General features: G+C 67.9%; 11 protein-coding genes and 1 pseudogene. 3 read left to right on the top strand and 9 right to left on the bottom strand.

All coding sequences use genetic code 11. The features are described from left to right. Nucleotide 1: 1 nt before the first annotated feature. The 3 genes from pheS to rpmI all read right to left on the bottom strand — a co-directional run bounded on the left by pheS (nucleotide 2) and on the right by rpmI (nucleotide 1,813). Nucleotides 2–1,069 (bottom strand): phenylalanine--tRNA ligase subunit alpha, encoded by a 1,068-nt coding sequence (gene pheS / locus ACWPN8_RS03325; RefSeq protein ID WP_109448541.1) that lies wholly within the window; start codon nucleotides 1,067–1,069, stop codon nucleotides 2–4. A gap of 136 nt (nucleotides 1,070–1,205) precedes the next feature. Beyond that, on the bottom strand, nucleotides 1,206–1,577 hold the full coding sequence (gene rplT, locus ACWPN8_RS03320; protein ID WP_098740681.1) for a 50S ribosomal protein L20: 372 nt from the start codon (nucleotides 1,575–1,577) through the stop codon (nucleotides 1,206–1,208). A gap of 35 nt (nucleotides 1,578–1,612) precedes the next feature. Next, nucleotides 1,613–1,813, bottom strand: a complete 201-nt coding sequence (rpmI, locus tag ACWPN8_RS03315; RefSeq protein ID WP_012975158.1) for a 50S ribosomal protein L35 — start codon at nucleotides 1,811–1,813, stop codon at nucleotides 1,613–1,615. Between the two features lie 487 nt (nucleotides 1,814–2,300). Between rpmI and ACWPN8_RS03310 the strand changes: the two genes are divergently transcribed. Further along, entirely contained in the window at nucleotides 2,301–3,077 is a 777-nt protein-coding gene (locus tag ACWPN8_RS03310; protein ID WP_492239903.1) for a class I SAM-dependent methyltransferase, read from the top strand. A 6-nt stretch (nucleotides 3,078–3,083) separates the two neighbouring features. After that, nucleotides 3,084–4,622: a 2-polyprenylphenol 6-hydroxylase gene (ubiB, locus tag ACWPN8_RS03305; protein WP_492239902.1), complete on the top strand. Its 1,539-nt coding sequence runs from the start codon at nucleotides 3,084–3,086 to the stop codon at nucleotides 4,620–4,622. 24 nt (nucleotides 4,623–4,646) lie between these two features. Here the strand turns inward: ubiB and ACWPN8_RS03300 are convergent, their stop codons facing one another. Beyond that, nucleotides 4,647–5,573 carry a 2-hydroxyacid dehydrogenase gene (locus tag ACWPN8_RS03300; protein WP_492239901.1) on the bottom strand — a complete coding sequence of 309 codons (927 nt, stop codon included), beginning with the start codon at nucleotides 5,571–5,573 and terminating at the stop codon, nucleotides 4,647–4,649. Nucleotides 5,574–5,652: 79 nt separating this feature from the next. On the opposite strand from ACWPN8_RS03300, the gene ACWPN8_RS03295 reads away from it, so the two are divergent. Then, complete coding sequence (locus tag ACWPN8_RS03295) at nucleotides 5,653–6,312, top strand: pseudouridine synthase (protein WP_492239900.1); 660 nt, start codon at nucleotides 5,653–5,655, stop codon at nucleotides 6,310–6,312. On the opposite strand, the pseudogene ACWPN8_RS03290 reads toward ACWPN8_RS03295, so the two are convergent. From ACWPN8_RS03290 to ACWPN8_RS03270, 5 genes and pseudogenes are all read right to left on the bottom strand, one after another. Then, a pseudogene (locus ACWPN8_RS03290) lies at nucleotides 6,254–8,075 on the bottom strand (acyl-CoA dehydrogenase C-terminal domain-containing protein). The gene ACWPN8_RS03295 and the pseudogene ACWPN8_RS03290 overlap by 59 nt on opposite strands. A 37-nt stretch (nucleotides 8,076–8,112) precedes the next feature. Next, nucleotides 8,113–9,039 carry an electron transfer flavoprotein subunit alpha/FixB family protein gene (locus ACWPN8_RS03285; protein ID WP_492239899.1) on the bottom strand — a complete coding sequence of 309 codons (927 nt, stop codon included), beginning with the start codon at nucleotides 9,037–9,039 and terminating at the stop codon, nucleotides 8,113–8,115. A gap of 53 nt (nucleotides 9,040–9,092) precedes the next feature. Beyond that, a complete protein-coding gene (locus ACWPN8_RS03280) occupies nucleotides 9,093–9,842 on the bottom strand; it encodes an electron transfer flavoprotein subunit beta/FixA family protein (protein ID WP_492239898.1) in 750 nt (249 codons plus the stop codon). Between the two features lie 142 nt (nucleotides 9,843–9,984). Beyond that, nucleotides 9,985–11,649: an acyl-CoA synthetase gene (locus ACWPN8_RS03275; RefSeq protein WP_492239897.1), complete on the bottom strand. Its 1,665-nt coding sequence runs from the start codon at nucleotides 11,647–11,649 to the stop codon at nucleotides 9,985–9,987. Between the two features lie 157 nt (nucleotides 11,650–11,806). Continuing rightward, a complete protein-coding gene (locus tag ACWPN8_RS03270) occupies nucleotides 11,807–12,529 on the bottom strand; it encodes a response regulator transcription factor (protein WP_109095822.1) in 723 nt (240 codons plus the stop codon). Nucleotides 12,530–12,581: the final 52 nt, after the last annotated feature.

The following is a 12,581-nucleotide window of genomic DNA, read 5'->3' as shown; positions in this document are numbered from 1 at the left end:
CTTAGCGCGTCAGGCCGTGGGCGATGTTGGGAATGTCGAGGGCGGCGAAGCCGTAATGCTTCAGCCAGCGCAGGTCGGCTTCGAAGAAGGTGCGCAGGTCGGGGATGCCGTATTTCAGCATCGCCACGCGCTCCACCCCCATGCCGAAGGCGAAGCCCTGGTACCGGGTGCTGTCGATGCCGCAGGCTTCCAGCACGTTCGGGTGGACCATGCCGCAGCCGAGGATCTCCAGCCAGTCGCCATAATTGCCCAGCTTCAGCTCGCCGCCCTTGCGGGAGCAGCCGATATCGACCTCCGCCGACGGTTCGGTGAAGGGGAAGAAGCTGGGGCGGAAGCGCAGCGGCAAATCGTCCACGTCGAAGAAGGCGCGGCAGAACTCCACGAGGCAGCCTTTCAGGTGCCCCATGTTGGTCGCCTCGTCGATGACCAGCCCCTCGATCTGGTGGAACATCGGGGTGTGGGTCATGTCGTAGTCGGAGCGGTAGGTGCGCCCCGGCGCGATGATGCGGATCGGCGGCTTGTTGTTCAGCATGGTGCGGACCTGCACCGGGCTGGTGTGGGTGCGCAGCAGCATCTTCTTATCGCCGGCATCGGGCAGATAGAAGGTGTCGTGCATGTCGCGCGCCGGGTGGCCGGGCGGGAAGTTCAGGGCGGTGAAGTTGTGGAAATCGTCCTCGATGTCCGGCCCTTCGGCGACCGAGAAGCCCATCTCGGCGAAGATGGCGATCATCTCGTCCATCGTCTGGCTGATCGGGTGGATGCGTCCCTCGGTCTCCGGGCGGACCGGCAGGGTGACGTCGACCCGTTCGGCCTCCAGCCGGGCCTTCAGGTGGGCGGCGGCGAGGTCGGCCTTGCGCGCGTCGATGGCGGCGGCGATCTCGTCCTTCAGCGCGTTCAGCGCCTGACCGCGCTCCTTGCGCTCGTCCGGCGTGAGGTTCCCCAGCTCCTTCATGAAGCCGGTGATGCGCCCCTTCTTGCCGAGCGCGGAGACCCGCACCTCGTCCAGCGCCGAGAGGTCGGCGGCGGCGTTGACCTGCGACAGAAGTTCGTCTTTCAGCGCGTCGAGCATGGCGGTTCCCGGCAAGCGTGGGGAAGAAAACGGTGCAAAAAGAAAAAGGGAGCCGGCCCAGCGGCCCGGCTCCCTTCTCTTACAACTGACGCCGTGACGGCAAGCGTTCCCTTGAGTTCGGGGAACGCGAGGCGCGTTACGCGGCGGCCTTGGAGGCGAGCGCGGCCTGGGCCTGGTCCACCAAGGTCTTAAAGGCCTCCGGCTCGCGCGCGGCCAGATCGGACAGGACCTTGCGGTCGATCTCGATGCCGGCCAGCTTGATGCCGTTGATGAAGCGCGAGTAGGTCAAGCCGTACTGACGGACGCCGGCGTTGATGCGCTGGATCCACAGGCCGCGGAAATCGCGCTTCTTGTTGCGGCGGTCGCGGTAGGCATAACGAAGCGCCTTCTCGACCTTCTCGACCGCAATGCGGAAATTCTTGGAGTTGCGACCCCGGTAGCCCTTGGCGAGCTTCAGGATCTTGCGGTGACGGGCGTGCGTCGTGACGCCGCGCTTAACACGAGCCATGGTTCAGTCCTTCCGAAATTCTAGATGTGCCGAGATCAGGCGTTGCGCAGCCAGTTCTTCAGCACCGTGCGGGCGTTGGAGTCGCACAGGGTCATCATGCCGCGCGCGTTGCGCTTCATGTTCGGGGACTTCTGTTCCAGGCAGTGGCGCTTGTAGGCGGCCTGAGCGCGGACCTTACCCGTGGCGGTCACCTTGAAGCGCTTCTTGGCGCCGCTCTTCGTCTTCAGCTTGGGCATTTTCGTTTCCTGGGTGGAAATGAGGCGGAATTCCAACGGACGGGTGGGCATGCCCTGAGCCTTCCGGCCCAGCCTCGCCGCCCGTGGAAGGCTGCGCTTATACGCGCGGGGACGGCTGGATGCAAGGGGGATGTGGGAGTGGGTCGCGGGATGAGCGGCAAGACTTAGGATCGGGAGCCGCATGGTTTGCCGGACATCCTCCTCCTCGACCCGCACTCATGTTAGGATTTAGCACCTACCCATTTTAGCGGGAGCAGCAGATGGAACATCGGCCGAAAACTGTTTCACCCTGTTCCATCCCCCACCGGGTCGCCGGCCCACCGCCCAACCGCACCCCATGGAACAGACACGGAAAACTGTTTCACGCCGTTCCATCGCGGACACCTCCCGGCCGGCGCCCCATCCGCCCTACGCCATTCGCCGCAGCAACTTCCGCATTGCACGCCCCCGCTGGCGCATGGCCCCTGCCCGCGCTATCTTCCCGGCCATGAGCGACCGCATCCCCGACCCGCAAAAACCCGCGTCCGGTGCCGAAGGCAACTGGTTCGGCTTCACCCCCGTCGATCCGTCCGCCAAGTCCGGGCTGGTCCGCGCCGTCTTCGACAGCGTGGCGACCAACTACGACCTGATGAACGACCTGATGTCGGGCGGCATCCATCGGCTGTGGAAGGACACGCTGATGGAGATGGTGGCGCCCAAGCCGGACATGACCCTGCTCGACGTGGCGGGCGGCACCGGCGACATCGCCTTCCGCTTCCTCAAGAAGGGCGGCGGGGCCGCAGTGGTCTGCGACATCACCGAGGCGATGGTCCGGGTCGGCCGCGACCGCGCCATCGACCGCAACATCCTGTCCGGTGTGCAATGGACGGTCGGCGACGCGGAACGGCTGCCAATCGCCCCGCGCTCGGTCGACGCCTACACCATCGCCTTCGGCCTGCGCAACGTCACCCGCATCGACGAGGCGATCAGGGAGGCCCACCGGGTCCTGAAGCCCGGCGGCAAGTTCTACTGCCTGGAATTCAGCCACGTCGTGCTGCCGGTGCTGCGCGAGCTGTACGACGTCTATTCCTTCCAGGTGCTGCCCTTTATGGGCCGCGTGGTGGCGAAGGACGAGGCGAGCTACCGCTATCTGGCCGAGAGCATCCGCCGCTTCCCGCAGCAGGCCGATCTGGCCAGGCGGATCGAGGCGGCCGGCTTCGGTGCCGTGCGGGTGCGCAACCTGTCGGGCGGCATCGCCGCCATCCATTCCGGCTGGCGGATTTAAGCTCCCGTGTTCCGCATCCTGCGCAACCTGATCCGGATGGCTGTCATCGGCCGGACGGTCGCCCGTCACGACGCCCTGCCCACCAGCCTGCTCGGCACCGCCCCAGGCCTGCTCTGGCTGTGGCGCCGGGTCGCCCGCAAGGGCGTGCCCGGCCGCGAGGGCGAACGGCTGGCCCGCGCGCTGGCCGAACTCGGCCCCACCTACATCAAGCTGGGCCAGCTGCTCTCCACCCGCTCCGATCTGGTCGGCGAGCGGATGGCGGTCGATCTGGCCGAGTTGCAGGACAAGCTGCCGCCCTTCCCCGCCCATCAGGCCCGCGCCATCATCGAGGCGGAGTTCGGCCAGCCGGTCCAGGCGCTGTTCCAGAGCTTCGACGACAAGCCGGTCGCCGCCGCCTCCATCGCCCAGGTCCATTTCGCCGTTACCGCCGACGGGCAGGAGGTGGCGGTCAAGGTGCTGCGCCCGGGCATCGAGCAGGCCTTCGAGCGCGACATCGACCTGTTCTACCGGCTGGCGGCGCTCGCCCAATGGGTCCTGCCCAGGCTGAAGCGGCTGCGCCTGATCGAAATCGTCGACACCTTCGCCCGCACTTCGCGGCTGGAGATGGATCTGCGGATGGAGGCGGCCGCCGCGTCGGAGCTGGCGTCGAACTTCAAGGACGACGTCACCTTCAACGTGCCGAAGGTCGATTGGGAGCGCACCGGCGGCCGGGTGCTGACGCTGGAGCGCATCCGCGGCTTCAAGGTGGACGAGCCCGCCCGCATCTCCGCCGCCGGCTTCGACCGGGACGAGATCCTGGCGATGGCCTCGGCCAGCTTCTTCAACCAGGTCTTCCGCGACGGTTTCTTCCACGCCGACCTGCATCCCGGCAACCTGTTCATCAACGAACAGGGCACCATCACCGCCGTCGATTTCGGCATCATGGGCCGGCTGGACCGCGAGACGCGCTACTACCTCGCCGACATGCTGATCGGCTTCCTGACCGGCGATTACCGCCGGGTCGCCGTCGTGCATTTCGAGGCCGGCTACGTGCCGCGCCACCAGTCCATCGAGATCTTCACCCAGGCCTGCCGCGCCATCGGCGAGCCGTTGCAGAACAAGCCGCTGGCCGACATCTCGGTCGGCCGGCTGCTGGCCCAGCTGTTCGCCGTCACCGAACAGTTCGAGATGGAAACCCAGCCGCAACTGCTCCTTCTTCAGAAGAGCATGCTGACGGCGGAGGGCGTCGGCCGGTTGCTGAATCCCAACATCAACATGTGGGAGCTGGCCCGGCCGCTGATCGAGGAGTGGATGCGCGAGAACCGCGGACCGGAGGCGCAGTTCATCAACGATGCCGGCGCCATCCTGTCCACCGTCCGCCGCATCCCCGCCCTGGTCAGCGAGGCGGAGCGGGTAACCCGCGACATTTCGGAAGGCGGCGTGCGCCTGCACCCGCAGACCGTCCGCCAGATGCTGAACGGCTGGGAAGCCCGCCGCCGCTCGGACCGCGCCGCCCTGTGGGTGATCGCGGCCCTGCTGGCGGTGATCGCCGTCCAGATGCTGTAAGGGCCGGGACGGCGCCAAAGGGTCTTAATAACCCCGGCTGCGGTCCACCAGATTGGGGATCGGCCGGCCTTCGCGGAGCGCCGTCACCGCGGTGCCCACCTGCCCGGCGCAGAGCGACGGGTGGGTGACCCCGGCGACATGGGGGGTGACGCGGACCTTCGGATGGCGCCAGAGCGGATGGTCCGCCGGCAGCGGCTCCGTCGCGAAGACATCCAGGCTGGCACCGCGCAGATGCCCGCTCTCCAGCACATCCAGCAGGTCCGACTCGACCAGATGCCCGCCACGGGCGGCGTTGATGACCACCGCCCCCTTGGGCAGGGCGGCGAACAGCCGGGCATTCATGATGCCGCGGGTCTCGTCGGTCAGCGGCAGCAGGCAGACCAGCACATCGCACTGCGGCAGCATCGCCGCCAGCCCGTCGGGACCGGAGAAGCTCTCCACCCCCTCGATGCTCTTGGGGCTGCGGCTCCAGCCCATCAGCCGGTATTCCAGCGTCCGCAGCGTGCGGGCCGACGCCGCCCCCAACTCGCCCATCCCCAGGAAACCGACGGTCACCTCGGACGCCGGACGATGGTCCAGCTGCTCCCACCGCGTCTCGGCCTGGAGGGCGGCGTAGCGGTCCATCAGCCGGTGCCAATAGAGTACCTGGAAGACGACGTAGCCGGCCATGTCCGCCGTCAGCCCGTCCGCCACCATGCGCACCAGCGGCACGTCCGGCAGGGTCGGATCCAGCAGGATCGGCTCCACCCCGGCGCCGAGCGACACGATCAGCTTCAGGTTGGGCAGGGTCGCCAGCATTCCGGCCGGCGGCTTCCAAACCACGGCGACCTCGATGTCGGTGACGTCACCGGTCTCGGGCCAGACGCGCATCTCCAGCCCGGGAAGATGGCGGGCGATTTCCCGGCGCCAATCCTCGGCGCTGTCGCTGGCGGAGCAGAACAGAAGCGTCACGGCCGAACCCCTGCTATCTAGATTGCTGTTGGGGTGCGAACGATAGCGCCTTTCCCGAACTCCGCAAGGAAGCAAGCCCGTGCCGCGCCTGATCCTGCTGAACAAGCCCTATGGCGTGCTGCCGCAATTCACCGACGACCAGGGCCGCCCAACCCTGGCGGAGCTGGTGCCGGTGAAGGGCGTCTATGCCGCCGGCCGGCTCGACCGCGACAGCGAGGGGCTGCTGGCGCTGAGCGACGACGGCCCGCTGATCGCCCGCATCGCCTTGCCGGCCAACAAGATGCCGAAGACCTACTGGGTGCAGGTGGAAGGCGTGCCGACCGACGAGGCGCTGGAGGCGCTGCGCCGCGGCGTCACGCTGAAGGACGGCCCGACTCTGCCGGCCGAGGTGCGGCGGATGGAGGAGCCGGAGTCGCTGTGGCCGCGCGACCCGCCGGTGCGCTACCGCGCCGCCATCCCCACCAGCTGGATCGCGCTCACCATCCGCGAGGGGCGCAACCGGCAGGTCCGCCGCATGACGGCGGCCGTCGGCTTCCCCACCCTGCGGCTGATCCGCTGGGCCATCGGCGACTGGACGCTGGACGGGCTGGCACCGGGGCAGTGGCGGGAGGTCCCCCAACCGCCCGCGACACCCGACAAGGGGCCGAAGGCCCCGGCACCAACCGGCAAGCGCGGCCCTGTCAAGCCGCGCCGAACAGCTGCTCCTCGCTCAGCGCCATCACGCTCGTGGAGCCGTTGACGACGGTCGCCCGCAGCGCCGCCGCCTTCGGCAGCACATGGGTGGCGAAGAAGCGGGCGGTCAGCGGCTTGGCCGACAGGAAGGCGGTGTCGGCATCGCGCTGCGCCAGCCGCTCCGCCGCCACCTTGGCGGCGCGGGCCAGTTGCCAGCCGCCGGCGACCACGCCCATCAGCTCCAGCAGAGTCACCGACGCCGCGGCCGGCAGGCGCGGGTCCTGCTTCGCCGCGGTCAGCACCCAGGCCACCGCCTGCCTGGCCTCTTGCACCGCGGCGGTCAGCTCCGCCCCGGTGACGCGCAACGCCTCGTCCGCATGTCCGGACAGCTCGCCGCCCAGCGCCGCGATCTCGTCCAGCAGCCCGTTGGCCGTCGCCCCGCCGTCGCGCAGGAGCTTGCGGTTGATCAGGTCGTTGGCCTGTATGGCGGTCGTGCCCTCGTAGATCGTGGTGATGCGGGCATCGCGCAGGTGCTGGGCGGCCCCCGTCTCCTCGATGAAGCCCATGCCGCCATGAACCTGCACGCCGTCCGACGTCAGCTGCTGGCCGGTCTCGGTGCACCAGCCCTTGGCGATGGGCGTCAGCAGATCGACCAGCAGGGCGGCGCGGGCACGGGTGGCCTCGTCGGCATGATGGTGCGCCACGTCCACCGCGGCGGCGGCGGTGTAGAGGATGCCGCGCATCGCCTCGATCCGCGCCTTCATGCCCATCAGCAGGCGGCGGACGTCGGGATGATTGACGATGCCCTTCGACTGGCCCTCGGCCCAGCCCAGCGGCTTGCCCTGCACGCGGTCGCGGGCATAGGCCAGCGCCTGCTGATAGGCACGCTCGGCGATCGACAGGCCCTGCATGGCGACGTTCAGCCGGGCATGGTTCATCATGGCGAACATGTATTCCAGGCCGCGGTTCGGCTCGCCCACCAGGAAGCCGGTCGCCCCGCCCTCATCGCCGAAGGACAGCACGGCGGTCGGGCTGCCATGGATGCCCAGCTTGTGCTCCAGCGACACGCACTTCACCTGATTGCGGGCGCCCAGGCTGCCGTCCGGATTGACCAGGAACTTCGGCACGACGAACAGGCTGATGCCCTTCACGCCCGGAGGCGCGTCGGGCAAGCGGGCAAGCACCAGATGGACGATGTTCTCCGTCAGGTCATGGTCGCCGTAGGTGATGAAGATCTTCTGCCCGGTGACGAGGTAATGGTCGCCGTTCGGCACCGCGCGCGACCGCGTGGCGGCGAGGTCGCTGCCCGCCTGCGGCTCGGTGATGTTCATGGTGCCGGTCCACTCGCCCGAGATCATCCGGGGCAAATAGAGAATCCTTCAGCGCCTCCGAGCCATAGAGCTGAACCGCGTTCACCGCCCCCTGCGTCAGCATCGGACAGAGTGCGAAGGCCATGTTGGCGGAATGCCACATCTCCTGCACCGCGGTATTCAGCAGGTTAGGCAGCCCCATGCCGCCGCGCGCCGGATCGAAGGGCAGCCCGTTCCAACCGCCTTCCACCAGCGCCTGCCATGCCGTCCCCCAGCCCTCCGCCGTGCGGGCGACGCCGTCGGCGTCGAGCCGGGCTCCCTGCACGTCACCGATGCGGTTCAGCGGCGCCAGGACATTCTCGGCAATCTTCGCCGCCTCGCCCAGGATGCTGTCCACCATGTCGGGGCTGGCATCCTCGAATCCCGGCAGTGCCGCCACGTCGGCCATGCCGGCGAGGTGGTCGAGGACGAAGCGGATCTCTTTCAGCGGCGGGGTGTAGGGGATCGCGGCGGCGGCCATGGGGGACCTCTTCGGGTAAACGGGGAAATCAACGGTGTCAGACGGCCTGCTGCAACTCCGGCAGGGCCTTGAACAGGTCGGCGACGAGGCCGTAGTCGGCGACCTGGAAGATCGGCGCCTCTTCGTCCTTGTTGATGGCGACGATCACCTTGCTGTCCTTCATGCCGGCCAGATGCTGGATCGCTCCCGAGATGCCGACGGCGACATAAAGGTCGGGTGCCACGATCTTGCCGGTCTGGCCGACCTGATAGTCGTTCGGCACGAAGCCGGCATCAACGGCGGCACGGCTGGCCCCGACGGCGGCCCCCAGCTTGTCGGCGATGGCCTCCAGCAGGTGGAAATTGTCGCCCGACTGCATGCCGCGCCCGCCGGAGATGACGATGCGGGCGGAAGTCAGCTCCGGCCGCTCCGACTTCGACAGCTCGGCCGAGACGAAGCCCGACAGACCGGGGTCCGGCGCGGTGGCGATGCTCTCGACCGCGCCGCTGCCGGTGGCGGGCGCCGCCTCGAAGGCTGTGGTGCGGACGGTGATCACCTTGACCGGGTCGGCCGACTGCACGGTGGCGATGGCGTTGCCGGCATAGATCGGCCGCTCGAAAACATCGGCGGCGACCACGGCGGTGATCTCGGAGATCATCGCCACGTCGAGCAGCGCCGCGACGCGCGGCAGTACGTTCTTGCCCACCGAGGTGGCGGCGGTGAGGACATGGCTGTAGCCGGGGGCGAGCGACACCAGCAGGGCCGCGACCGGTTCGGCCAGCGCATGCTCATAGGCGGCATCGTCGGCGAGCAGCACCTTGGCAACGCCGGCCAGCTTCGCGGCCTGCTCCGCGGCCGGGGCAGCGTTGCGGCCGGCGACCAGGAGGTGGACATCGCCGCCAAGCTTGCTGGCTGCGGTCACCGCATGGGCGGTGGCGGGCTTGAGGCTGGCGTTGTCGTGGTCGGCAAGGATCAGGATGGGCATGGGGCGGTTCCTCTGTCGGGCGGGTGTGGGGAGTGCGGGCACGGGGCCGGCGCTCAGATCACCCGCGCCTCGGTCTTCAGCTTGTCGACCAGGGCGGCGACGTCCGGCACCTTGATGCCGGCCTGACGCTTGGCCGGCTCGGCGACCTTGACCGTCTTCAGGCGCGGCTTGACGTCGACGCCCAGGCTGTCCGGCGTGATGGTTTCCAGCGGCTTCTTCTTCGCCTTCATGATGTTGGGCAGCGAAGCATAGCGCGGCTCGTTGAGGCGCAAATCGGCAGTGACCACCACCGGCAGCTTCAGCGATACGACCTCAAGTCCGCCATCGATCTCGCGGGTCACGGCGACGGCATCGCCCGCCGGGGCAACCTTCGAGGCGAAGGTGCCCTGGCCCCAGCCGAGCAGCGCCGCCAGCATCTGGCCGGTCTGGTTGCAGTCGTCGTCGATGGCCTGCTTGCCGAGGATGACGAGGCCGGGGGCCTCCTTCTCGACCAGCGCCTTCAGCACCTTGGCGACGGCCAGCGGTTCGGTCGTCACGTCGGTCTGCACCAGGATGGCGCGGTCGGCGCCCATCGCCAGCGCCGTGCGCAGCGTCTCCTGGGCCTGTGCCGGGCCGATGGAGACCACCACGATCTCGGTCGCCTTTCCGGCTTCCTTGAGACGGACCGCCTCTTCGACGGCAATCTCGTCGAAGGGGTTCATCGAGAACTTCACGTTCGACGTCTCGACCCCGGACTGGTCGGTCTTCACCCGGATCTTGACGTTGTAGTCGACGACGCGCTTCACGGCGCAGAGGATCTTCATGGCGCGGGTCCCTTTGGAAATGGGCGGCGTGCAGGCATGGGACGGTCTTGCCCCGCTCTCTCCCCCGTCAGATGGGGGCGAGAGCGGGCGCTTTGGCCGACATGCAGGTAAGGGTCAGGGAAAGGGCAATGCGCCCCGCCCCTTACAGACCCTCGGTCTGCTTGCGCAGGACGTATTTCTGGATCTTGCCCGTCGAGGTCTTCGGCAGCGGGCCGAACACCACCGTGCGCGGGCATTTGAAGTGGGCCATGTGCGACCGGCAGAAGGCGATGATGTCGGCCTCGGTTGCGGTGGCGCCGTCCTTCAGCGTGACGAAGGCGCAGGGCGTCTCGCCCCACTTCTCGTCATGACGGGCGACGACCGCGGCCTCCAGCACCTCGGGGTGCTTGTAGAGGACATCCTCCACCTCGATGGACGAGATGTTCTCGCCGCCGGAGATGATGATGTCCTTCGAGCGGTCCTTGATCTCGACATAGCCGTCCTCATGCCAGACGGCGAGGTCGCCGGTGTGGAACCAGCCGCCGGCAAAGGCCTCTTCGGTCGCCTTGGGGTTCTTCAGATAGCCCTTCATGACGTTGTTGCCGCGCATCATGATCTCGCCCATCGTCCGGCCGTCCTTCGGCACCGGCTCCAGCGTGAAGGGATCGGCGACGACCACCGCCTCCAGCATCGGGCCGCGCACGCCCTGGCGCGCCTTGATCGCCGCCTTCTCGTCCAGCGACAGGCCGTCCCAGCGGTCGTGCCAGACGCAGACCACGGTCGGTCCGTAGCATTCGGTCAGGCCGTAGACATGGGTGACTTCCCAGCCCATGCGCTCCATCCCGGCGATGACGGCGGCGGGCGGGGCAGCACCCGCGACCATCACCTTGACCTTCTGCTCGATGCCCTGCTTCAGCTCGGCCGGGGCATTGTTCAGCATGTTGAGGACGATGGGCGCGCCGCAGAAGTTGGTCACCCGCTCGTCGCGGATCAGCGTCAGCACGGCGTCGGGGCGGACCTGACGCAGACACACGGCGGTACCGGCGGTGACCGCGATGGTCCAGGGGAAGCACCAGCCGTTGCAGTGGAACATCGGCAGGGTCCACAGATACACGGGCGCATCGCCCATGTTCCAGGACAGCGCGTTCGACACCGCGTTCAGGTAGGCGCCGCGGTGGTGATAGACGACGCCCTTCGGGTTGCCGGTGGTGCCGGAGGTGTAGTTCAGTGCGATGGCCTGCCATTCGTCGGCCGGCAGGGTCCAAGGGTGTTCGGCACCGACATCGCTGATGAAGGCCTCGTAATCGCGGTCGCCGATCAGTTCGCCGCCGCTGTAGGTCGGATCGTCGATATCCACCACCGGAATCGGCGCGTCGAGCAGAGCCAGCGCCTTCTTCGCGACCCCGGAGAACTCGCGGTCGACTATCAGGATCTTCGCCTCGCCATGCTTCAGGATGAAGGCGATGGCCTCCGCGTCCAGGCGGGTGTTGACAGCATTCAGCACGGCGCCGGCCAGCGGCACGCCGAAATGGGCCTCGAACAGTTCCGGCGTGTTGGCGGCCAGCATGGCGACGGTGTCGCCGGTGCCGATCCCCACATTCGCCAGCGCCGCGGCCAGACGGCGCACGCGGACGAAGGTCTCGGCCCAGGTCCGCCGGACCGGGCCATGGACGACGGCCAGCCGGTCGGGCCACACGGCGGCGGCGCGCTCCAGGAAGGTCAGCGGCGTCAGGGCGACGAAATTGGCAGCGTTGCGGTCGAGGTTTCGCTCGTACGGGTTTACGCTGGCATCGACGCTTTGAGTCGCTGCGGCGGCAGTTTCACTCATCGGACCGTTCTCCCCAGGGGTTCTTTGTTGCGCGCCGGCATTGGGCGCGGCGGTGTTGGAAACAGCCTGTACCAGATCAGCTTTGCGCAACTTTCTCAGGATTATGACCAATTGTTATTGAGGTTGTTGCGGCGCAAACGCAGGGGTGGCGCCACTTTCAGCGCAGCCAGCTCACGTCGCCGGCAAACAGGTAGCCGGCACCATAGACCGTCTTGATCAGCCGCGGCGCGCGGGGATCCTCCTCGATTTTCTTGCGGATGCGCGAGATGCGGACGTCGATGCTGCGGTCGTAGGGGAAATCGTCGCGATCCTGATCCGGGCCCTGGAGATGCTCGCGCGACAGCACGCGCTTGGGCGCCTTCAGCAGCATCAGCAGAAGCGAGGCCTCCGCCGCGGTCAGGCTCTCCTGCCGGCCATCGTCGGCGGTCAGCGTCAGGTTGCCGAGATCGAACACCCAGGGACCGAAGCGCGCCCGTGCGGTGTCCGCTGCGGCAGTCGCTCCGGCCAGCTGCTCGCGGCGGCGGATGGCGCTGTTGACGCGGGCGACCAGCTCCCGCGGCTCGAACGGCTTCACGATGTAATCGTCGGCGCCAAGCTCCAGCCCCAGCACCCGGTCGGAGGTGCCGCCGCGCCCGGACAGGATGATGACGCCGAAGCGCACATCCTCCCACAGCTCGCGCACCAGGGTCAGACCGTCCATGTCCGGCAGTCCGAGATCGACCAGACAGAGGTCGGGGGCCTGACGCTGGATCGCCGTCCGCGCCTCCCGCCCGCTGGCCCAGCCGGTCACCTCATAGCCGTAGCTCTCCAGCACCTCCGTCACCAGCCGCCGGATGTCGGCCTCGTCCTCGATCACATAGATGCGCTTCTTCTGTCCCACGCGCGTTTCCCCTCGGCACTCGTCGCCCTGCTTTTTTCCAGGTGCGTTCTAT

It is taken from the genome of Azospirillum sp. UENF 112521 (assembly GCF_058780665.1).
Note: the sequence above shows the minus strand (reverse complement) of the source record. Positions and strands in the feature narration are given on the sequence as shown.